Raw genomic sequence first — 21,323 nt, forward strand, 5'->3', positions numbered from 1 at the left:
GCAGGGCGCCTTTTGGGTCAGTCGCGGGTCCCGGCGAAACGGGCCTGCCAGTCAACCCGCTCCTCATCCGAGATCTTGCGGAACAGAACTTCCGGCGTGGTGAAGGTGTGACCTGCCGGCAGCGCCCCAAGGGCGGCGCGCAGATCCTCCGGCCAGGACCAGTCCTCGCTGTGAACCGAGGCCAGCATCGAGGCCGCCGCATCCGGAATAAAGGGACGCGAGAGCACGGCGTAAAGCCGGATCAGGTTCAGCGCCAGACGGGTCTGCGCCGCCGCCTGCACCGGATCGGTCTTAAAGACCGTCCAGGGCGCAGAGGATTGCAGATATTCATTGCCCGCCACCCAGATCGCCCGCAGTTCTGCCGCCGATTTGCGCACTTCGCGCGCATCCATATAGCCCTCATAGGCGCGGATGCGGGTTTCCAGCTCAGCAATCAGCTTTTCTTCCTGGGGCCCGAATTCGCCGCCCTCCGGCACCACTTCGCCGAACTTCGCGCGGCAGAACTTGGTGACGCGGCTGACGAGATTGCCCAGAACATCGGCCAGATCTTTGTTCACCGAAACCTGGAAATTCTCCCAGGTGAATTCGGCATCCGAGCTTTCCGGCGCATGGCTCAGCAGCCACCAGCGCCAGTAATCGGGCGGAAGCAGGCTCAGCGCCTGATCCTGGAACACCCCGCGCCCGCGCGAAGTCGAGAACTGACCACCATCATAGTTCAGATAGTTGAAGCTCTTGATGTAATCGACCAGCTTCCAGGGCTCGCCCGAGCCGAAGATCGTCGAGGGGAAGGACAGCGTGTGGAAGGGGACGTTATCCTTGCCCATGAACTGGGTATAGGTCACATCCTCTGCGCCCTTGTCGGTGCGCCACCAGCGCTCCCAATCGCTGCCTTTGCCGGCATCGACCCATTCCTGCGAGCAGGCAATATATTCGATCGGCGCGTCAAACCAGACATAGAAGACCTTGCCTTCCATGCCAGACCAGGGCGCAGCCTCATATTGCACCGGCACGCCCCAGGCCAGATCGCGGGTGATGCCGCGGTCGGTCAGACCGTCGCCATCATTGAGCCATTTCTTCGCAATCGAGGTGGTCAGGATCGGCCAGTCTTTCTTGCTCTCGATCCACTCGGCCAGCTTTTCTTTCATCTGCGACTGGCGCAGATGCAGATGGCGGGTCTCGCGCATCTCCAGTTCGGTCGAGCCCGAGATCACCGAGCGCGGATTGATCAGATCGGCCGGATCAAGCTGCTTGGTGCAGTTGTCGCACTGATCGCCGCGGGCATTATCGTAGCCACAGTTCGGGCAGGTGCCCTCAACATAGCGGTCCGGCAGGAAGCGGCCGTCGGTGACCGAATACATCTGGCTCTCAGTGACTTCCGAGATCATGCCGTTTTTCGCGAGCTGCGAGGCAAAATGCTGCGTCAGATGCCGGTTCTGCAGGCTGGAGGAGCGGCCAAAATGGTCAAACGACAGCCGGAAGCCATCGGCGATCTCTGCCTGAACCTCATACATATCGCGGCAGAAGTCATCGACCGGCTTTCCGGCCTTGGCGGCGGCCAGCTCTGCCGGTGTGCCATGTTCGTCTGTCGCGCAGAGGAACAGTACCTCATGACCGCGTCCGCGCAGATAGCGGGCATAAAGATCCGCCGGCAGCTGGCTGCCCACGAGGTTGCCCAGATGCTTGATCCCGTTGATATAGGGAATGGCAGAGGTGATGAGATGCCGTGCCATCGCGTCCTGTTCCAAAAGATGAGTTGGACGGGGTTTAGACCATCAGGCCCGCCTGTGAAACAGCGATTTTCCGCATGGGCCAGGGGGGCAGGGGGCGCTGCCCCCGACCGCGCAGGGCGCGGCCTCCCCCGGAGTATTTTTATAAAAGCCAAAGCAGGAAGAGCTATCTGATCTTTGGGTTTTTCCAAATACTCCCGCCGGAGGCCGCCGCGCCCGTGGCGCGGCCTCCTTGAGGCTTCAGCGCGCGCCGCGCCGGCTCATGAACGCGAGGCGTTCAAACAGATGAACATCCTGTTCATTCTTCAAAAGCGCGCCGTGCAGCTTCGGCAGGAGGCTGTTGCCCTCGCGCTTGAGGTCTTCGGGGGTGAGATCTTCTGCGAGCAGGAGTTTCAGCCAGTCGAGGACCTCTGAGGTTGAGGGCTTTTTCTTCAGCCCGGGAGTTTCGCGGATCTCGAAGAACTGGCTGAGCGCGGTGCTGAGGAGGTCTTCTTTGATGCTGGGGAAGTGGACCTCAATGATGCGTTTCAGCGTTTCCTGATCGGGGAAGCGGATATAGTGGAAAAAGCAGCGGCGCAGGAAGGCGTCGGGCAGTTCTTTTTCATTATTGGAGGTGATTATAACGACCGGGCGTTGTTTCGCGCGGATGGTTTCACCGGTTTCATAGACGTGGAACTCCATCTTATCGAGTTCCTGCAGCAGATCGTTGGGGAATTCGATATCGGCTTTGTCGATCTCATCGATCAGCAGGACGACGCGCTCATCGGTATCAAAAGCCTGCCAGAGCTTGCCCTTTTTGATGTAGTTCTTCACGTCATGGACGCGTTCATCGCCCAGCTGGCTGTCGCGCAGGCGTGAGACGGCGTCGTATTCGTAAAGCCCCTGCTGGGCGCGGGTGGTGGATTTGATATTCCACTCCAGCATCTTCAGCCCGAGGCTGTCGGCCACCTGGCGGGCAAGCTCGGTCTTGCCGGTGCCGGGCTCTCCCTTCACCAGAAGCGGGCGCTGCAGCGTGACCGCCGCATTGACCGCGACGGTCAGATCTCCGGTGGCAATATAGCTGTCGGTCGAGGTGAATTTCATCGAAGCTCCGCCGTTCTTTCTTCTGGCAATCGGGCGCGACAATAGCACGGAGGGGTGCGGCCGCAAGTCGCAGACCGGGGCAGAATCACCGTGACATTCCCATGTGCCTGCGCTAATGAGCCGCCACGAAGGAGGGGCCGAATGACCGTATCCGACAAGACCATCCGGCCCGTCCTCAACCGGGGAGAGCTCATGAAAGCAGAGAATTTTCTGCCAGACGATTACCGTCCCGCCGAGGACGAGCCTTTCATGAATGATCGGCAGCTGGAATATTTCCGTCGTAAGTTATTGAACTGGAAGACGGAGCTGCTCGACCAGAGTGCAGAGACGCTCGACAACCTTGGTGAGAGTGCACGCAATGTGCCCGATATTGCAGATCGGGCCTCTGAAGAGACCGACCGCGCGCTGGAGTTGCGCACGCGGGACCGTCAGCGCAAACTGATCGGCAAGATTGATGCGGCCCTGCGCCGGATCGATAACGGCGAATACGGCTACTGCGAAATGTCCGGAGAGCCGATCAGTCTGAAGCGTCTCGATGCCCGTCCGATCGCGATTATGACCCTTGAATCTCAGGAACGTCATGAGCGCCGCGAGCGGGTTCACCGCGACGATTGATCTGGCCGTCCCCGCGCAGCGCGCGGGAGATACAAGCTAAGACTGCCTGCGCCGGGGCTTTCCCCGGCGCAGGCTTTTGGGGACCACCCCGGGGCAGAGGGAGGGTTCTGCGCGGGTGGGGCCATGCAAAGGGGCAGCCATGCTGATCGGAGAGCGCGTCACCATTCTCGGGGCGGGCATTGCGGGGCTGACCCTCGCGCGGGCCCTGGCTCTGCGCGGTGCGAAAGTCATTGTGCTGGAGCAGGCGGCGGCGATTTCAGAGGCGGGTGCCGGGCTGCAGATCAGCCCCAATGGTCTCGCGGTTCTGCGGGCGCTGGGGCTGGACCCGGGCCCGGGGGCCTGGCGCTCTGAAGCGGTTGAGCTGCGCAATGGTGCGGATGATGCCCTGGTGGCGCGGCTGCCGATGCAGGCCCTGCGGCCCCGCCAGGACTGGCGGCTGGTGCACCGCGCTGATCTGATTGCTCTGCTGGAACAGGGGGCACGTGCTGCGGGGGTGGAAATCCGGCTCCTGCAGCGCATTGAGGCGGCGGGCATGGGGCCGGAGGGTCCCTGGCTGCGCAGTGCCCAGGGTGCGCAGATGCAGGCCGGGCTGGTGATCGGTGCCGATGGTCTGCATTCGGTGATCCGCCGGGCGCTCCTGCCGCAGTCAAAGCCCTTTTTTACCGGCCAGGTGGCCTGGCGCGCGCTGATCCCGGCGGCGCCCGGGGCTGAGGCGAAGGCCGAGATCCACATGGGCCCGGGCCGCCATCTCGTCAGCTATCCGCTGCGGGGTGGCACGCTGCGCAATATCGTCGCTGTGGAAGAGCGGAGATCCTGGACCGAAGAGGGCTGGTCGCAGCCCGATGATCCGGCACATCTTCGCGCGGCTTTTGCAGGGTTTTCGCCGAAGGTACAGGGCTGGCTGTCGCAGGTTGAGGCCTGCTGGCTCTGGGGGCTTTTTCGTCATCCGGTGGCCACCCGCTGGGGTGCGGTTGCGGAAGGAAACCCCCTGGCCGGGCTGGCACTCATCGGGGATGCCGCCCATCCCACGCTGCCATTTCTGGCCCAGGGGGCCAATATGGCGCTGGAAGACGCCTGGGTGCTGGCCGAGGCGCTCAGCGGCACCGACAGCCTTGCGGCGGCGCTGCAGCTTTATCAGAACCGGCGGATGGCGCGGGTGACGCGGGTGGTTGCAGCGGCCAGCGCCAATGCGCGCAATTATCACCTCAGATCCCCCGCGCGGGAGGCGGCACATCTGGCACTGCGGCTCGCCTCGCGGTTCACGCCGGGGCTGCTGGTCGGGCGCTATGACTGGATCCACGCCCATGATGTGACGGGCGCAGAGCGCTGAGACCCCGGCCTCAAGGTCCGGGGGGCAGCACAAAGCTGACGCCGGGCATCCGGGCGATGCGCGCGCAGTCTTCGTCATAAGCGGCTGTCACCCGGGCAATATCGCCGGGGGTCCAGCCTGCAAGCCCGGCGCTGACCACCGGAGGCGGTGACATCTGCGCGAGGCGGCTGCGCAATGCCTTCGCGCGCTCCAGATCGCTGGCAGGCCGGCGGGCCTCAAACCAGGCCCGCAGATCGCGGGCGGCTTCCGGATCCGCCTCCAGCATGGCCGCGGGATAATCGAGCGCGCCCTGCAGGTCACTTGCCTCATCAAAACCTGCCACGGCCCGCAGGATGCGGTGCCAGACCACCGGGGCATCCTCATCACACCAGAAGGCCAGCCGCGCGCCCGGCAGGGCCCGGCGCAGCGCCGCCGCAAGGCCGGACCAGGCGGGCAGATCGTCGGGGCTCAGCGTCAGGCCGGAAAGCCCCCTGGCGCGGCGGCGCAGATCGAGCGCCGGAAGCAGCGTCACCGGATTTCGCAGGCAAAAGAACAGCTGCAGATCATGGCCCGCAAAGAGATCACCCAGCACCCGCGCCCGCGCCTCGGCGGCGGGGTAAAAGCCCTCAACCCCGGCCGCGTCCTGGGCAAAACCGAGGAAGCTTTCGAACGACAGAACCAGCCGCTCCGGGGCCGGGCCTGCCTCCGGCGCAGGAGCGAGATGGCTGAGAAGGGCTGCGCGCTCCTGCCCCGAAGGGGCGGGCTGGCCGGCAAAGCCGCGGGCGGCCATGCGCAGAAGATCAGGATAGGCCTCGGGTCCGGGAACGGCGATCGCCTGTTCGCCAAGGGTCGCGCGGTTCTGATGCAGCACCTTCAGAAGGGCCCCGTCGTCCGTCGCATGTGCGCCAAGATGAAAGGCGATTTGCACGCCGGAGCCTCCCGTATTCGCCCGTTCAGACCTTCGATTCCTACAGCCGGCAGCGGCGGCTGGCAAATGCTTCCTGCACCCTGGCGGCACAGAACGCTCTGCCAGGTAAAGGTTAATGCCGCTTTGAGAGCCTTTCCCTGAAGCTTTCAGGGAGGGGAAAATGTTTGCCGCAGTGATCAACAGTCTGTTTCAGGTGCTGCTGGGCCGAAGGTCGGGGCCCGCGGCTGAGCCCGCGCCTTTGCTGCCACAGGCGGCCATTCTGCTGGCCGCCGCAGCCTTTGTCATGCCCTGGGAGGGGCTGCGCACCGAGGCCTATCTTGACCGGCTGGCCGAGCCGCCGGTCTGGACCCTCTGCTACGGCGAGACCCGGGGCGTGAGCGCTGGTATGCAGCGCAGCCGCGCCGAATGTGAGCGGGGGCTTTTGCAGGCGCTGGACAGCTATCATCAGGCGCTTGCGGGCTGTCTGCCGGGCTTTGGCGCGCAGCCCACGGGCGTGCAGGTCGCGCTGACCAGCTGGAGTTACAATGTCGGCACCGGGGCGGCCTGCGGCTCGACCCTGGTGCGTCTGGCACGGGCGGGCGACTGGGCGGGGGCCTGTTCTGAACTGCCCCGCTGGAACCGCGCCGGGGGCCGGGTGATCGCCGGGCTGACCGCGCGGCGCCTGGCCGAAACCGCGATCTGTCTGAACGCTTTGCCAAAGGAGAGCAGAACATGAGCAGCCCCCTGTCTTCGCTGAGCCCGGTTTTCATCGGCCGCACCCGCAGCTTCTGGCTGGGCATTCTGCCCGCCCTTCTGGTCAGCGCCGATGTGTTCAGCGGCATGATCGCTGATCCCGGCACCGCCCTGCCGGTGGCCCGCCTGCTGGCCGCCGTGAGCGGCATGAGCGTCGAGGAGGCCGGCGGGCTTTTGCTGCGCCTCTCGCCGCTTTTCGCGCTGGTGGTGGCCAGCAGCCGCGCAGGGGCAGCCCGGCCCTACAGCCTTGATCCGCGTGCAGGGCGGGAGGGCTGACGGCAGGCGATCCGCGCCGCGGTCTCAGTGCGCGCTGTCGCGCAAGGGAGCTGAGCGACGCGGGCTGGCAAGTCTGAGAAGTCCGGGCTGCTCCGTTTATGGTGACATGATCGGTGGCCTGACGTCCCCCGCGCGCGCCGAGGCCCGGACCGCCCCCCGACATCAGCGCAGCCTCCTGGCCGACATCCGTCCGCGCGAAGGGCGGGGCGGTCCATGGCCTGACATTGCTGCGAGAGGGAAAGCGGCCGGGTGTCAGTCCCTCGTCGCTGTGAGTGCAGAGACCGGGTGACTGTGATGTTCTGCACAGGGTGCGCGACGTGGCGGGAAGGCACCTCATCCCTCCCCCGGGCAAGCCAGGGTGTTGCTGCCGAAGCGGCCCCGCTTCATAAATTTCGAGCCGAAAAGACAAAACTCCGCTGCCGGGGGTTCATCTTTGCAAAACTTTTTTCGATTACTTTCTTCTGCAGCGCGCATCTGAACGTCAGCAATTTCCCCATGATCCCCGATCCTTTGCGGTCGCAGGGGGTTTTCTTCTCCCTGAAAATGCCAGAATTGAGGAAAATCCGTCAAACTTATGCCACAGCCAGACGCGACAACCGCCAGAGTCGGTGCCAGGTCTCTGCAGCGGCGGCAGGTGTTGCGAGGAAAGCAGATCATGAGTGGTTCAAATCTCACCCCGGGTAAGCGGCTCTCTGCGCGGTGGCGCATGGCGCAGGCTCTGGTGCGTTTTCACCGCGATGAAAGCGGGGCGATGATCTATCTCGCGCTCGTGGTGCTGATGATCATGCTGTTTGTCGGCGGGACTGCCGTGGATCTGATGCGCTATGAGGCCGAGCGCACGCGGATCATGGCGACGGCCGATTCCGCAGCGCTTGCGGCGGCCTCAATGCGGCAGGTGGCAACGCCGGAAGATGTGGTTCACAACTGGTTTGAGGCGAAGAACCTCAGCCATGCGCTGACCGGGGTGCAGCAGGATATCGGGCTGAACTACCGCGATGTGGAGGTCCGGACCCGCGCCGTTTCGCGCAACCTGTTCATGCATCTTTTGGGGGTGGATGAGCTGCGCTCCACCCATGTGGGCCGCGCCGAAGAGCGGCGCACCAATGTGGAGATTGTTCTCGTGCTCGACCTCTCGGGCTCGATGGACAGCAACCTTAAGCTTACTCGCCTGAAGTCGGCGGCGATTGAATTTGTTGAGAATATGCTCGGCGAAGATCAGGGCGATAAGGTCTCGGTCTCGGTGGTGCCCTACAACGGGCAGGTCTTTGTAGGCTCCACGCTGATGGCGCAGTATAATATCACCGACCGGCACAGTCAGTCTTATTGCGTTGATCTGCCGGGGACCGCCTATTCGCGGCTGGCGCTTTCTCCGGCCACGCCGATGCCCCAGCACGCCAATGCCGATACCTATAACTCGTCCGATACCTCGAACTCCTGGAGCAGGACCAATATGGCGCCGGGCACCACCAATATCTGGTGTCCCAATGTGCCCGCCAACACCATCCGTGTGTTAAGCAATGACATTCCGCGACTGCGCCAGCAGATCAATGCGCTTCAGGCGGTCGGGGCAACCTCGATCGATGCCGGTCTGCGCTGGGGGGCGGCGATGCTGGACCCGTCCACGCGGCCGGTGGTCAGCAACCTGATCCGTCAGGGCCATGTCCCTGAAGCCTTTGAAGGCCGTCCTTCGGAGTATAACGACCGGGAAACGCTGAAGGTTCTGGTGCTGATGACCGATGGAGAGCACTGGCCGAATGAACATGTGCAGGATGGCTACCGGTCCGGGCCGTCGCCGATCTATCGCCATACCGACGGCAATTATTCGATCTATCATGACCGCCCCCGTGAGACGCTGAAATATTATGTCCCGCATAAGAGCGCCTGGTATGCCCATCGCTGGGCGGGTGAGAGCTGCACCAGCAGCAACCGCTGCACTGCGACTGTGCCAGGTGGTGCCGGGACGCCTTTGAACTGGGCAGATGTCTGGCAGCAACTGCGGGTGCAATGGGTGGCCAACCAGCTTTACCGCCGCCCGCTGGGCATTACGCTCGACGCGGCGACCGCGCGGCTGCGCAACCGCGAAGGCACGGTGATCGGCTCGGGTCCCCATGGCGTGGCCCTGATGGACAACCGGCTGAACACCCTCTGCAGCCTGCTGAAAGCGCAGAACGTGGCGGTGTTCGGGATCGCGTTTGAGGCCCCCGCGGGCGGTGCCAATGTGATCCGCAACTGCGTCTCGCCGGGTCGGTTTTATGACGTGCGCGGACTCGATCTGCGCGAGGCTTTCCGCTCTATCCGGGCGCAGACCCAGACGCTGAGGCTGACGCAATGAAGATTTTCGCGGCCCTGCGCCGCTATCTTCGCCGCGAAGAGGGCAATGTCACGATGGATTTCGTGATCTGCCTGCCGGTGATCCTGATGATCCTCCTGGCCTCCTTTGAGGCAGGCTTTGCCACCATCCGCAAAGTCTGGCTGGAGCGGGCGCTGGATCTGACCGTGCGCGATCTGCGGGTCGGGGTGCTGGGCTCTAACCCCGGACATGATCTGGTGCGCGAGCGGTTCTGCAGCCTTGCTTTCATCATGCCCGATTGCCTGACCGATCTGCGGCTTGAGATGAATGTGATCGACCGGACGACCTGGGCGGGGCTCGATCCGACGCCGACCTGCGTTGACCGGACCATCGACATTCAGCCCTATCTCGATTTCGTGCAGGGCGGCTCGAATGAACTGGTGGCGGTGCGGGCCTGTGCGGTCTTCAACCCGACCTTCCCGACCACGCCGCTGGGGCTGCAGCTTCGGCTGGATGACTCGGGCGGTTATCAGCTGGCCGCGATGTCGGTCTTTGTGAACGAGCCGAGGTAAGCCATGGCCATTCTGCAGTCCCTGCGCAGCCTTTTCTGCCGGTTTTCCCGCGATGAGCGGGGCGTGATCAGCACCGAAATGATTATCGTCACCCCGCTGCTGGTCTGGATCTTTCTGGCGCTTTTCGTCTATTGGGACGGCTTTCGCGCCAAAAACACCGCCGTAAAGGCAACCGTGGCGGTGGCGGATATGATTTCGCGCGAAAGCGCGTCGATCAATTCGGGTTATATCACCGGGATGCACCGGGTTTACCGCTATGCCACTGGTGCGCAGCGTCCAAGCTGGATGCGGGTGACGCTGATCCAGTACTCAGAGGCGAGCGCGGGGTTTCGCGTGCTCTGGTCGCGCAGCACGGATAGCAGCCGCGCGGCGGTTCATTCCAATCGCACGATTGCCGAGATGCGCCACAATCTGCCCAATATCACCGATGCGGATACGCTGATGGTGGTGGAGACCTGGCAGGAATGGACCCCCGCCTTCTGGGTCGGCCTGAGCGAGCAGGTTTTCTATGAGATGAGCACCGAGAAAATGCGCGCACAGGCGCTTTTGCCGATCACCTGAATAGCGCGCTCAGCTCCGGCTGAGGCGCAGCAGCTCTGACAAAGCAGAGGCCATGGCCTTGCCGCCGCCCTTGGGGGTGATCCCGCCGATGGCCAGCCGGTTGCCACGGATCCACCACATGCCAGGCTGACGGGCAGCAGGCTGACGCGCGCGGAGCCGGATCAGAAAGCCGCTCGCCGGTTTCAAAAGGCTCAGGCCTGCCTCAACGCGGTCAATCTCATCGAGTGAGACGAGATGGCGGCCGGTGCCGGTGCAGTGCAGCCCATCCTCGCGCAGCTCAATCGCGCCCTTTGCGGCGCGGCGCAGCTGCACCGCCTGAAAACCGCCATAGACCGCAAGGGCCACCACGCCGGCGCGGGTCAAAAGCCCGGCCTCGGGCAGGGTGAAGACCGCGACGCCAAAGGCCAGCGAGGTCAGCAGCAAAAGCCCCGGACCAATCGCGCGGCGCACAGGCCCCGGCTCCAGCCGGAAAATCAGATCGTCGCGGTTTTGTGCCATGTTTCACTCCCCCGGGGACTGCTGTTGCGACAGCCCCTGCCTTGCGCCCGGCTCTGCCCTGCGGCATCGACCGGCCACTCCCGGTGACAGTGGTGCCAGATCATGGCGCGAAGTTCGAGGGGTTTGATACAGCCCGCCCCGCAGATCGCTGCGGCAGCGCGGCAGGGCAGGGGCCGCCCTCCGCCGCCCCCGAAAGGGCTTTTGCGGGCAGCGGCCTGCGGGCTTCGGCACCTCTGTTCCCGGCCCCGGCGCTTCCAAAGGACACAGACCGCAGGCCCCTTTGATCACACGCCCGAGGGTTTCCGCCGTGCGGGCTGCATGGTATGGGGGGCGCTGCAAATGCCGCTGCCAGCTGAGGACAGACCATGAAATTTTTCGTCGATACCGCTGATATCGCCGCCATCACCGAGCTTAACGATCTGGGCATGGTGGATGGTGTCACCACCAACCCGTCGATCATCGCGAAATCCGGTCGCAGCATCATCGAAGTGACCCGCGAGATCTGCTCGATCGTCAAAGGTCCGGTCTCGGCAGAAGTCGTCTCGCTGAAAGCCGATGAGATGATCGCTGAGGGCCGCAAGCTCGCAGAGATCGCTGAAAACATCACCGTCAAAGTGCCGCTGACCTGGGATGGTCTGAAGACCTGTAAAGTGCTGTCGCAGGACGGCTTTATGGTCAATGTCACGCTTTGCTTCTCGGCCAATCAGGCGCTGCTGGCGGCCAAAGCGGGCGCGACCTTCATCTCGCCCTTCATCGGTCGTCTGGATGACATCAACCTTGATGGCATGGAGCTGATCGCCGACATCCGCTCGATCTACGACAACTACGACTACAAAACCCAGATTCTCGCCGCCTCGATCCGCAGCGCGAACCACATGAAAGAGGCCGCGCTGATCGGCGCTGACGTCGCCACCGCGCCGCCGGCTGTCATCAAGGCCATGGCCAACCACATCCTGACCGACAAAGGTCTGGAAGCCTTCATGAAAGACGTGGCGGCCACCGGTCAGAAAATCCTCTGACACACTGACAGGATCGGTATAGGCTGGCCCTGCGTCAGCCTGTACCGGAGCCCTGAAGATGTCAGAACAAAAGCCCCTGGCAGGCGGGTCGCGCCTGACAGATGACCTGCGCGAAGAACTTCTTTCCCGGCCGGAGGTGATTCTGGCGGATAAGGATGTGATGCGCGCGCTGGTCGGCGCCCATGAGCGCAGCCTTGGCGGCAATATCATCGATCTGCGCGGCGCGGCGATGAAGCGGCTCGAAGGCCGTCTGGACCAGCTGGAGGCCACGCACCGCTCGGTGATCGCGGCGGCCTATGAAAATCTGGCCGGGACCAATCTTATTCATCGCGCCGTGCTGGAACTGCTGGAGCCTTCTGATTTCGGCGTCTTTCTGGAGCGTCTGGAAACCCGGGTGGCTGAGACGCTGCGCCTTGATTCGCTGCGTCTGGTGCTGGAAGCGCGGGGCAGTGATCCGGTGCTGGAGCGCTACTCCGGCGTCATCCATATCGTCGAGCCGGGCTTCATTGGCGAATATCTGAACGAAATGACCGAATATCGCGCGCCGGTGACCCTGCGCGGCGTGATCGAAGGCGCGGGCGAGGTGCATGGCCGCGCCGAGGGGCATATCCGCTCTGAGGCGGTTCTGGCGCTGGATCTGGGGGCAGGGCGGCTTCCGGGGATGCTGGTCATGGGATCGGCGGAGGGCGAGCAGTTCGCACCGCGCCAGGGCACCGATCTTCTGCGGTTCTTCGGATCCGTCTTTTCTCTGACTTTAAGGCGCTGGCTGGCATGACCAAAGACATTCTGTTGCCCGAGGCTCTGCGCGCGGCGCTCAGCGACTGGCTGGCGCATCTGCGCGCGCTGGATGGCGCCAGTGAGGCGACGATTGCTGCCTATACGACAGATCTGCGGCACTGGCTGGTGTTTCTGACCAGCTATCGCGGCGGAGAGGATCTCTCGCCCAAAGCGGTGGCCGTGGCGGACCGGAGCGAGCTGCGCGCCTTTATGGCCGATGAGCAGGGCGGCGGTCTTGGCGCGCGCTCGATGGCGCGGCGGCTTTCGGCGGTGAAAAGCTTTACCCGCTGGCTTTCCGACCGGGTGGGGGGGGATGCCACGGCGCTGTTGTCGGCGCGGGGGCCGAAATACCGCCGCAAACTGCCGCGGCCTTTAAGCATTGATGCCGCCGCCGCCGTGCTCGACACCATCGGCGATCAGGCCCGGGAAGATTGGATCGCGGCGCGGGATACGGCGGTGGTGACGCTGCTTTATGGCTGCGGTCTGCGGATCTCAGAGGCTTTGTCGCTGACCGGCCGCGACAGCCCGCTGCCCGAGGTGCTGCGCATCACCGGCAAGGGCGGCAAAGAGCGGATCGTGCCGGTGCTGCCCGCGGCAAGGAAAGCCGTGGCCCATTATGTGGCGCAGGTGCCCTATGACATCAGCCGCGACGGGCCGCTGTTTCTCGGCGCCCGCGGCGGCGCGCTGAGCGCGCGGATGATCGCGCGGGCCATGGAGCAGGTGCGCGCAAGCCTTGGTCTTCCGGCCACGGCCACGCCCCATGCGCTGCGCCACAGCTTTGCCACCCATCTTCTCAGCGCCGGGGGCGATCTGCGGGCGATCCAGGAACTGCTCGGCCATGCGTCGCTTTCCACCACCCAGGCCTATACAGCCGTAGACGCCGCGCGGCTGATGGAAGTATATGCGCAGGCCCACCCCCGCGCGTGAGCCCGTCTCTCCGAAGAAGTGAAACCGATACGATGATGACCGGATTTAAAGCCTATTCCGTCCACCTGCTGACCGCCACCGGGGCGGTTCTGGCCATGCTGGCCATGCTGGCCGCCGTTGAGGGCAAATGGGATCTGATGTTCCTGTGGCTCGTGGTGGCTTTCGTCGTGGACGGCATCGACGGCCCTCTGGCGCGGCGCTACGGGGTGCGGACCAATGCGCCGATCATCGACGGGGTGCTGCTGGATCTGATCATCGATTATCTGACCTATGTTTTCATCCCGGCCTATGCGCTTTTCGCGAGCGGGCTTTTGCCGGGCTGGACGGGCTGGGTGGTGATCATCGTCATCACCTATACTTCGGCGCTGTATTTCTCGGATACGCGCATGAAAACGAAGGATAATTCCTTTTCGGGCTTTCCTGCCTGCTGGAACCAGGTGGTCATTGTGATCTTCGCGCTGAAGCCCGATTTCTGGATCAGCCTGATTCTGGTGGTGGTGCTGGCGCTTGCGATGTTCTTCCCGCTGAAGTTCATCCACCCCGTGCGGACCGAGCGCTGGCGCTGGCTCTCGCTGCCGATGGCGCTGGCCTGGACCTTCTTTGCGGGCTGGGCGGCCTGGGTCGATTTCCATCCCGAAAGCTGGGCACACTGGGGTCTGATCGTGACCACGATCTATCTGATGGGCGCGGGGATCGCGCAACAACTGATCCCCGCCACCGGGCGGCTGAAGCACCGCGGCTCGTAACCCTCAGGCGCGAAGGGCGGTCGCCAGCCGCGCTTCGGCCAGCAGGGCGATCAGCAGATCGACATGAGCAGCAACGCTGTAGCTGCAGTCCCCCTCGCGGCGCGTGGTCTCAAGTTTTTCTTCTTCGTGCAACAGCGCGCTCAGGGCCTCCCGCGGTCCGGGCGCGCTTTGCGCTTTCAAAAGCCGCTTCAGATCGCGCTCGCGGCGATACTCGCTTACGCCGATGCGGGCGGCACGCAGGATCAGCGCCGGGCGGCGCAGGCTGCTGAGGCGGCGGGTCAGAGATTCCGTCATGGCGACACTCCTGATGAGAACCGGGAGACTGTGCCCCGATGCAACCGGGCGTTGCGCATATTGTTTCCGCTGCGCGCGGAGGATTTGGCAAAATTTATCTTTTGTAAGGGAATATGGTCAGGTTGGTAAATATTAACCAACAGGTAACAAGTTTTGGAAACAATTACCGGACCAAGTCCTCCAGTCCTGAAGGTTCTCAGATGCGCAGCCCGGTTTCCGCAGACGTCCACGCCACCCTCAGTCGTGAGGGAGGGCCGTCCTGGCAGATCTATCTCGATCATGCCTGCGACGGGGTCTCTTTGCGTGAGCTGGCGCGGCGGCGGGGGGTTCATCCCTCAACCGTGATGCGTCAGGTCCGCCGGGTTGAGCGGCTGCGGGATGACCCTCTGGTCGATGCCGCGCTGAACCGGCTTGCAGCGGCGGAGAGACAGCCCCCGGTATGGGAGAGGGAGACCCCCGCAATGAGCGAGATGCCCCGCAACATGCGTCCTGCAAACCCCCGGTCGGGCGATCCCGCCCCCCTCTCGCCCGAGGGGCTGCGCGGCCTGCGCCGTCTGGCAGAGCCTGGCGCGCAGCTGGCCGTGGCCCCGGAGATGGAAAAAGCCATGGTGCTGCGCAGCTTTCCCGACGGGCGACAGCTGCGCACTGCCGTGATTCCGACCGCGCTGGCGCAGAGTTTTGTGATGAAGGACTGGATCTCCTGCCGTGGCACCGGGCGGGTGGCGCTTTATGAAATGACCGCTGCGGGGCGGGCCGCGCTGCGCCGCCTCCTCGCGGCCAGTGAGGAGGAGGCCGCCGCCGCCGCTCCGGGTCTGGCAGAGGCGATGACGCCCTTTGGCCAGCAGCAGCGCGAGTGGGGCGAGCGGGTGATCCCCGGGGAGGTCGGGCCGCGCCGCCTGCGGGTGAGCCTCTCGGAAAGCCCGGTGGCGCTGCTCGGGCGGCGGCGCGACAAAGACGGTCAGCCGTTTTTGTCCCATGAGCAGGTCGCGGCTGCTGAGCGTCTGCGCGAAGATTTTGAGCTTGCGCAGATGGGGCCGCGGGTGGCGCAGAACTGGGACCGCTTTCTGACCGGAGGCGTGCGCGGCGGCATTCAGGGGGCGGCGGGCAGCGATCTGCCCGGCAGCCAGTCCGCGCGGGAGCGGGTGGCGGCGGCTCTGCGCGAGCTGGGGCCAGGCCTTGGCGATATGGTGCTGCGCTGCTGCTGCTATCTGGAGGGGGTTGAGACCGCCGAGAAGCGCCTCGGCTGGGCTGCGCGCTCGGGCAAAGTGGTGCTGCGCATCGCGCTGGACCGTCTGCGGCGTCATTATGAGCTGGTCAGCGGCGGAAAGAGCCGTCTGATCGGCTGAGCGCGGTCACTCTGCGCTGCGGCGGCGCAGCGCCTCAGCGCGGGATTTCAAGCCTGCGCTGCGGGCGTTCAACTCAGCCTCGGTGGCGTTCACGGCGCTCTCTCCCGCAGGGGGCGACGCGGTTACCGGGGGCAGGGCGCGGTCCATCTCAGCGGTGTTCAGAAGCCTGGGCCAGGGCGTTTCGGCTGCAATTTTCGTCTGCCGTGCCGCCGCCTCGGGCAGGCTGTTGCAGGCTCCGAGCAGGATCGGAGCGAGCGTAAGGAGCAGAGCAGCACGCAGCATCAGGGTTCGCCTTCTTCAGTCCGGTCCAGTCTATCGCAGGGCCACAGGGGGCAGCAAGGCTGCTTGAACTGAACGCTCGTTCAGATAAAAAGGCTCCATGGCACGAAAAAGCGGCTCTCATGCACAGATCACCGGCCCGAAAGTCCTGAAAGCCGCCGAGCGGCTTTTCGCGCGTCATGGCTTTGCCGCGGTCACCATGCGCCAGATTGCGGCAGAGGTGGGGGTCCAGGCAGGCGCACTTTACCTCTATACCCCTGACAAACAAAGCCTTCTGGCCGATCTGATGATCACGCATCTGCGCGAACTTCTGGCCGCGCTGCCGCCCGCAGATCCCGATCCGCTGGCCGCACTTGAGGGCTTTGTGCGCTTTCATATTCTGCACCACCTCAGCCGCCGTGATGCGGTTTTTGTCGCCTATATGGAGCTGCGCAGTCTCAGCCCCGGGAATTTCGCTGCCGTCGAAGCGCTTCGCCACGCCTATGAAGATCATCTGGAGGCGATTTTGCAGCGCGGCATGGCGGCGGGGGTCTTTCGTCCGCGCGACAGCCGGCTTGCCACGCTGGCGCTGATCGCCATGCTGACGGGGGTGACGACCTGGTACCGCGAGGGCGGGCGGTTGTTGCCTGAGGCGGTGGCAGAGCAATATATCGCGCTTGCACGCGACACCCTGGGGGCGCTACCGGACCGGGGCACGAGCTGAACTGCAAGTGAAGGTCAGTGAGTGCAATTTTCGGTATGCAATGGCATACAACACTTCCCAAAGCCCGCGCCCCAGGCTATGAGGCGATCAGGCGAATCCAACCTCGAAAGGGCATGGCATGACCAAGATCAAGGTAGCAAACCCCGTCGTCGAGCTCGACGGCGATGAAATGACCCGGATCATCTGGGATTTCATCAAAAAGAAACTGATCCTGCCCTATCTGGATATCGATCTGAAGTATTACGATCTGGGCATCGAGGAGCGTGACCGCACCAACGACCAGATCACCATCGACGCTGCAAACGCGATCAAACAATACGGCGTGGGCGTGAAATGCGCCACCATCACCCCCGATGAGCAGCGCGTTGAAGAATTCGGCCTCAAGCAGATGTGGAAGTCGCCCAACGGCACCATCCGCAACATCCTTGGCGGCGTGATCTTCCGCGAGCCGATCATCTGCCAGAACGTTCCGCGTCTGGTGCCGGGCTGGACCCAGCCGATCGTGGTGGGCCGTCACGCTTTTGGTGATCAGTACCGCGCGACCGACTTCCTGTTCCCGGGCAAGGGCAAGCTGACGATCAAATTCGTCGGTGATGACGGCACCGTCATCGAGAAAGACGTCTTCGACGCCCCCGGCGCCGGCGTCACCATGGCGATGTACAACCTTGATCAGTCGATCATCGACTTCGCACGTTCGTCGATGAACTACGGCCTTATGAAGGGCTGGCCGGTCTATCTGTCGACCAAGAACACCATCCTGAAAGCCTATGACGGCCGCTTCAAGGATCTGTTCCAGCAGGTCTTTGACGAAGAATTCGCCAATAAGTTCAAAGCGGCGGGCATCACCTATGAGCACCGCCTGATCGACGATATGGTCGCCTCGGCGATGAAATGGTCGGGCGGCTATGTCTGGGCCTGCAAAAACTACGATGGCGACGTGCAGTCGGACACCGTGGCGCAGGGCTTCGGCAGCTTGGGTCTGATGACCTCGGTGCTGATGACGCCCGATGGGCAGACTGTTGAGGCCGAAGCCGCCCACGGCACCGTGACCCGTCACTACCGTGAGCACCAGAAGGGCAAAGAGACCTCGACCAACTCGATCGCCTCGATCTTTGCCTGGACCGGTGGTCTGAAGCACCGCGCGAAACTCGACGGCAACGCCGAGCTGGCCCGCTTTGCTGACACGCTGGAAAAAGTCACCGTGCAGACCGTTGAAGACGGCTTCATGACCAAAGATCTGGCGCTGCTGGTCGGCCCCGAGCAGAAGTGGCTCTCGACCATGGGCTACCTGGAAAAGGTGGACGAATATCTGAACAAAGCCCTGAAGGGCTGAACGTCACAGGCAGACCGCGGCGGGCCCCTTTTGGGGGCCCGTTTGCTTTTGGTGCCCGGATTTTATGCGTCTGCTGCATAGCGGATCTGCGTCACTCTGACAGAGGGTCAGGTTGATTGACTTAAATGCCGCGATGCAGCATGCGGGTCACACCAGCCCGAGAAAGATCCATGGCCGAGATTTCGCATCCCTCCCCGCGTTACACCCGTTTTGAAGACTTTCAGGGCCTGCTGGTGTCTGCCATCGGCGGAGCCTTTGGCATGATGCTGCTGGGGGCGGCGGGGCTGATCACGGGGGGCACGGCCGGCCTGGCGCTGATGATTTCCTATCTGAGCGGCTTCGGCTTTGGCTGGGTATTTTTTGTGATCAATCTGCCGTTTTACTGGTTCGCCTGGACCCGGCGCGGCATGGTTTTCACGCTGAAGACCTTTCTTTCGGTGGCGGCGGTCTCGCTGCTGGTTGAAATTCTGCCGTCGGGGGCCAATTTCAGCTATCTGCATCCTGGCCTGGCCGCGCTTTTGTTTGGCGCGATCGGCGGGGTGGGGGTGCTGGGCCTGTTTCGGCACGGCTCCAGCCTTGGCGGTGTGGGGATCGTGGCCTTGATCCTGCAGGACCGTTTTGGCTTTCGGGCAGGCTGGACTCAGATGATCTGGGATCTGTGCCTCTTTGCGGCAGCGGCCTTTTTGCTGCCGCTGGATCTGGTGATCTGGTCTTTGATCGGATCCGTCATTCTGAATATCGTCATCGCAATGAATCATCGCCGGGACTGGTATCTGCCGGGTTAAATCCCCTGCGTCACCGTCCCGACTAGTCATTTGCGCCCCGTTCCTGTATGTGCGGCGGCGCAGCATCCAGGGAAATTCAATGGACATTCGCAATATCGCGATCATCGCGCACGTTGACCACGGCAAAACCACGCTGGTCGACGAGTTGCTGAAACAGGCGGGCACCTACCGCGAAAACCAGGCCGTTACCGAACGCGCCATGGACAGCAACGACATCGAGCGTGAACGCGGGATCACCATTCTCGCGAAGGCCACCTCGGTCGATTACAAAGGTACCCGTTTCAACATCGTCGACACCCCCGGCCACGCCGACTTTGGTGGCGAAGTTGAACGTATTCTGAACATGGTGGACGGCGTCGTTCTGCTGGTGGACGCGGCCGAAGGCCCGATGCCGCAGACGAAATTCGTGACCTCCAAGGCGCTGGCACTCGGCCTGCGCCCGATCGTTGTCGTCAACAAAGTCGACAAAGCCGACGGCGAGCCGGACCGCGTTCTGAACGAAGTGTTCGACCTCTTCGCCAACCTGGACGCAACCGACGAACAGCTTGATTTCCCTGTGCTTTACGCATCGGGCCGCGCTGGCTGGGCGGATCCGGTTCTGGACGGTCCGCGCAAAGATCTGACCTCGCTGTTTGATCTGGTGATGACCCATGTCTCCGCTCCGAAGCAGCAGGCCGCCGCTGCAGAGCCTTTCCGGATGCTGGCGACCACGCTGTCGTCGGACCCCTTCCTCGGCCGTCTGCTGGCAGGCCGTGTGGAATCGGGCACCATCCAGGTCGGCGCTTCGCTGAAAGCCCTGACCCGTGGCGGTGAGCGCATCGAGCAGTTCCGCGTCACCAAGATCCTGGCCTATCGCGGCCTGGTGCTGACCGCTATGGACGAGGCTGTCGCCGGTGACATCGTCACCCTGGCCGGCATGACCAAAGCCACCGTGGCGGACACCCTTTGCGATCTGTCGATCGATGTGCCGCTGCCGGCACAGCCGATTGACCCGCCGACCATCTCGGTCACCTTCGGCATCAACGATTCGCCGCTGGCCGGTCGTGACGGCACCAAAGTGCAGTCGCGCATCATCCGTGAGCGTCTGTTCAAAGAAGCCGAATCGAACGTCGCGATCAAAATCGAAGACACCCCGGGCGGCGAAGCTTTCATCGTTTCGGGCCGTGGAGAACTTCAGATGGGCGTTCTCATCGAGAACATGCGTCGCGAAGGCTTCGAGCTGTCGATCTCGCGTCCGCGCGTGATCTTCAAAGAAGAGAACGGCGTTCGTATGGAGCCGATCGAAGAAGTCACCATCGACGTTGATGATGAATATTCGGGCGCAGTCATCGAAAAGCTGACCGGCGAGCGCAAGGGCGACCTGGTTGAGATGAAGCCGGCAGGCGTGGGCAAAACCCGTCTGATCGCGCATGTTCCGTCGCGCGGTCTGATCGGCTATCAAGGCCAGTTCATGACCGACACCCGCGGCTCGGGCGTGCTGAACCGGATCTTCCACGGCTGGGCACCCCACAAGGGTCCGATGCAGGGCCGTCGTCAGGGCGTTCTCGTCTCGATGGACAACGGGATTTCGGTCGCTTACGCGCTCTGGAACCTCGAAGAGCGTGGCAAGATGTTCATCGGCGCGCAGGAAGCTGTCTATGAAGGCATGCTGATCGGCGAGCACAGCCGTGAGAACGATCTGGAAGTGAACCCGCTGAAGGGCAAAAAGCTGACCAACGTTCGGGCCTCGGGCACCGACGAAGCGGTCCGCCTGACGACCCCGATCCGGATGTCGCTCGAAGAGTCGATCGCCTATATTGATGACGATGAACTGGTCGAAGTGACCCCGAAGGTCATCCGTCTGCGCAAGCGCTACCTCGACCCCCATGAGCGTAAGCGCCAGTCGCGCGCTGACAACTGATCTGAACGAAAACCGTCAACGCCGCCCTTCGGGGCGGCGTTTTCCATTCTGTGGCTCAGTTGACCGCCAGAATTTTCAGCTGATGGTCGCGGCCGTCACGGGCCTGCCAGTTAAAGCTCGCGCCCTTGCGCAGGCCGAGAAGGGCAATGCCCACCGGCGTATTGACCGCAGCGCGGCCCGAGGTGATGTCGGCCTCTTCCGGACGCACGAGGGTGATCGTCTGCTCGCGTCCGGTGGTTTCATCGACATAGGTGACCTGACGGCCAAGATCGACGACATCAGCGGGCATTTTGCCGGCCGGGCGGATCTCTGCACGCGACAGTTCTTCCAGAAAGCGGTCCGCCAGATCGGGGAACCGGGTCTCAAGCCCCTCAGCGAGGGATTCAAAAAACGACAGTTTATCGGCATCGATCAGGATCGGCGGCGGATGGGGCATCGGGGACATGGGTTTGCTCCGTAAATGGGGCGGCGCTGAAGGGCAGGCCGACCCAGGGTGATCATTTCATAAGAAGGTAAACGACAGACGAACCGGCCTGAGGCCGGTTTCAGCGCGGAACGCCGCGACGGAAAGGGGGTAAGGTTTCCTCTGTCATGCCCCTAAGGTGGAGCTTCAGAGGCTGCGG

General features: G+C 63.3%; 23 protein-coding genes. 16 read left to right on the forward strand and 7 right to left on the reverse strand.

Going from position 1 to position 21,323, the window contains the following annotated elements; all coding sequences use genetic code 11:
* Positions 1-17: 17 nt before the first annotated feature.
* Both metG and EG244_RS06635 read right to left on the reverse strand, forming a co-directional pair.
* Positions 18-1,730, reverse strand: a complete 1,713-nt coding sequence (gene metG, locus EG244_RS06630) for a methionine--tRNA ligase (protein WP_124964227.1) — start codon at positions 1,728-1,730, stop codon at positions 18-20.
* Positions 1,731-1,967: 237 nt separating this feature from the next.
* Positions 1,968-2,810 (reverse strand): AAA family ATPase, encoded by an 843-nt coding sequence (locus EG244_RS06635; RefSeq protein ID WP_124964228.1) that lies wholly within the window; start codon positions 2,808-2,810, stop codon positions 1,968-1,970.
* 192 nt (positions 2,811-3,002) lie between these two features.
* On the opposite strand from EG244_RS06635, the gene dksA reads away from it, so the two are divergent.
* On the forward strand, positions 3,003-3,425 hold the full coding sequence (gene dksA / locus EG244_RS06640; RefSeq protein WP_124964257.1) for an RNA polymerase-binding protein DksA: 423 nt from the start codon (positions 3,003-3,005) through the stop codon (positions 3,423-3,425).
* A gap of 139 nt (positions 3,426-3,564) precedes the next feature.
* Positions 3,565-4,755, forward strand: a complete 1,191-nt coding sequence (locus tag EG244_RS06645; protein WP_124964229.1) for an FAD-dependent monooxygenase — start codon at positions 3,565-3,567, stop codon at positions 4,753-4,755.
* 10 nt (positions 4,756-4,765) lie between these two features.
* Here the strand turns inward: EG244_RS06645 and EG244_RS06650 are convergent, their stop codons facing one another.
* Positions 4,766-5,662, reverse strand: a complete 897-nt coding sequence (locus EG244_RS06650) for a hypothetical protein (protein ID WP_124964230.1) — start codon at positions 5,660-5,662, stop codon at positions 4,766-4,768.
* Between the two features lie 160 nt (positions 5,663-5,822).
* Between EG244_RS06650 and EG244_RS06655 the strand changes: the two genes are divergently transcribed.
* The 5 genes from EG244_RS06655 (at position 5,823) to EG244_RS06675 (ending at position 10,093) form a co-directional block, all read left to right on the forward strand.
* Positions 5,823-6,377, forward strand: coding sequence for a lysozyme (locus EG244_RS06655; protein ID WP_124964231.1), 555 nt, complete (start codon positions 5,823-5,825; stop codon positions 6,375-6,377).
* Positions 6,374-6,670: a hypothetical protein gene (locus EG244_RS06660; RefSeq protein WP_124964232.1), complete on the forward strand. Its 297-nt coding sequence runs from the start codon at positions 6,374-6,376 to the stop codon at positions 6,668-6,670. Before EG244_RS06655 ends, EG244_RS06660 begins: the two co-directional genes overlap by 4 nt.
* Positions 6,671-7,325: 655 nt before the next feature.
* Positions 7,326-9,002: a vWA domain-containing protein gene (locus EG244_RS06665; RefSeq protein ID WP_158617256.1), complete on the forward strand. Its 1,677-nt coding sequence runs from the start codon at positions 7,326-7,328 to the stop codon at positions 9,000-9,002.
* Positions 8,999-9,532 carry a TadE/TadG family type IV pilus assembly protein gene (locus tag EG244_RS06670; protein WP_124964234.1) on the forward strand — a complete coding sequence of 178 codons (534 nt, stop codon included), beginning with the start codon at positions 8,999-9,001 and terminating at the stop codon, positions 9,530-9,532. Before EG244_RS06665 ends, EG244_RS06670 begins: the two co-directional genes overlap by 4 nt.
* Before the next feature lie 3 nt (positions 9,533-9,535).
* A complete protein-coding gene (locus EG244_RS06675; RefSeq protein ID WP_148097620.1) occupies positions 9,536-10,093 on the forward strand; it encodes a TadE/TadG family type IV pilus assembly protein in 558 nt (185 codons plus the stop codon).
* 9 nt (positions 10,094-10,102) lie between these two features.
* Here the strand turns inward: EG244_RS06675 and EG244_RS06680 are convergent, their stop codons facing one another.
* Positions 10,103-10,591, reverse strand: coding sequence for a hypothetical protein (locus EG244_RS06680; protein ID WP_124964236.1), 489 nt, complete (start codon positions 10,589-10,591; stop codon positions 10,103-10,105).
* 365 nt (positions 10,592-10,956) lie between these two features.
* Between EG244_RS06680 and fsa the strand changes: the two genes are divergently transcribed.
* Genes fsa through EG244_RS06700 form a run of 4 tightly spaced genes read left to right on the forward strand, consistent with a single transcriptional unit; the run spans position 10,957 to position 14,060 of the window.
* Complete coding sequence (fsa, locus tag EG244_RS06685; protein WP_124964237.1) at positions 10,957-11,610, forward strand: fructose-6-phosphate aldolase; 654 nt, start codon at positions 10,957-10,959, stop codon at positions 11,608-11,610.
* Positions 11,611-11,668: 58 nt separating this feature from the next.
* The gene (locus tag EG244_RS06690; protein WP_124964238.1) at positions 11,669-12,385 is read left to right on the forward strand and encodes a DUF484 family protein; all 717 of its coding nucleotides are present in this window, start codon (positions 11,669-11,671) and stop codon (positions 12,383-12,385) included.
* Positions 12,382-13,314 carry a tyrosine recombinase XerC gene (locus EG244_RS06695; protein ID WP_124964239.1) on the forward strand — a complete coding sequence of 311 codons (933 nt, stop codon included), beginning with the start codon at positions 12,382-12,384 and terminating at the stop codon, positions 13,312-13,314. Before EG244_RS06690 ends, EG244_RS06695 begins: the two co-directional genes overlap by 4 nt.
* Before the next feature lie 32 nt (positions 13,315-13,346).
* The gene (locus tag EG244_RS06700; protein WP_124964240.1) at positions 13,347-14,060 is read left to right on the forward strand and encodes a CDP-alcohol phosphatidyltransferase family protein; all 714 of its coding nucleotides are present in this window, start codon (positions 13,347-13,349) and stop codon (positions 14,058-14,060) included.
* Positions 14,061-14,063: 3 nt separating this feature from the next.
* Here the strand turns inward: EG244_RS06700 and EG244_RS06705 are convergent, their stop codons facing one another.
* Positions 14,064-14,354 carry a DUF6477 family protein gene (locus tag EG244_RS06705; RefSeq protein WP_124964241.1) on the reverse strand — a complete coding sequence of 97 codons (291 nt, stop codon included), beginning with the start codon at positions 14,352-14,354 and terminating at the stop codon, positions 14,064-14,066.
* 200 nt (positions 14,355-14,554) lie between these two features.
* On the opposite strand from EG244_RS06705, the gene EG244_RS06710 reads away from it, so the two are divergent.
* Positions 14,555-15,700, forward strand: coding sequence for a DUF6456 domain-containing protein (locus EG244_RS06710; protein ID WP_233588923.1), 1,146 nt, complete (start codon positions 14,555-14,557; stop codon positions 15,698-15,700).
* A 6-nt stretch (positions 15,701-15,706) separates the two neighbouring features.
* Here EG244_RS06710 and EG244_RS06715 read toward each other — a convergent pair whose 3' ends face one another.
* Positions 15,707-15,982 carry a hypothetical protein gene (locus tag EG244_RS06715; protein WP_124964242.1) on the reverse strand — a complete coding sequence of 92 codons (276 nt, stop codon included), beginning with the start codon at positions 15,980-15,982 and terminating at the stop codon, positions 15,707-15,709.
* A 97-nt stretch (positions 15,983-16,079) separates the two neighbouring features.
* On the opposite strand from EG244_RS06715, the gene EG244_RS06720 reads away from it, so the two are divergent.
* From EG244_RS06720 to typA, 4 genes are all read left to right on the forward strand, one after another.
* Positions 16,080-16,682 (forward strand): TetR/AcrR family transcriptional regulator, encoded by a 603-nt coding sequence (locus tag EG244_RS06720; RefSeq protein ID WP_124964243.1) that lies wholly within the window; start codon positions 16,080-16,082, stop codon positions 16,680-16,682.
* A 118-nt stretch (positions 16,683-16,800) separates the two neighbouring features.
* On the forward strand, positions 16,801-18,015 hold the full coding sequence (locus tag EG244_RS06725) for an NADP-dependent isocitrate dehydrogenase (protein ID WP_124964244.1): 1,215 nt from the start codon (positions 16,801-16,803) through the stop codon (positions 18,013-18,015).
* A gap of 170 nt (positions 18,016-18,185) precedes the next feature.
* Positions 18,186-18,800 carry a YitT family protein gene (locus EG244_RS06730; RefSeq protein WP_124964245.1) on the forward strand — a complete coding sequence of 205 codons (615 nt, stop codon included), beginning with the start codon at positions 18,186-18,188 and terminating at the stop codon, positions 18,798-18,800.
* 79 nt (positions 18,801-18,879) lie between these two features.
* Positions 18,880-20,700 (forward strand): translational GTPase TypA, encoded by a 1,821-nt coding sequence (gene typA / locus EG244_RS06735; protein WP_124964246.1) that lies wholly within the window; start codon positions 18,880-18,882, stop codon positions 20,698-20,700.
* Positions 20,701-20,755: 55 nt separating this feature from the next.
* On the opposite strand, the gene rnk is transcribed toward typA, so the two are convergent.
* Positions 20,756-21,145, reverse strand: coding sequence for a nucleoside diphosphate kinase regulator (rnk, locus tag EG244_RS06740; RefSeq protein ID WP_124964247.1), 390 nt, complete (start codon positions 21,143-21,145; stop codon positions 20,756-20,758).
* Between the last annotated feature and the right edge of the window lie 178 nt (positions 21,146-21,323).

The organism is Falsigemmobacter faecalis (genome assembly GCF_003863335.1).
GTDB lineage: Bacteria > Pseudomonadota > Alphaproteobacteria > Rhodobacterales > Rhodobacteraceae > Wagnerdoeblera > Wagnerdoeblera faecalis.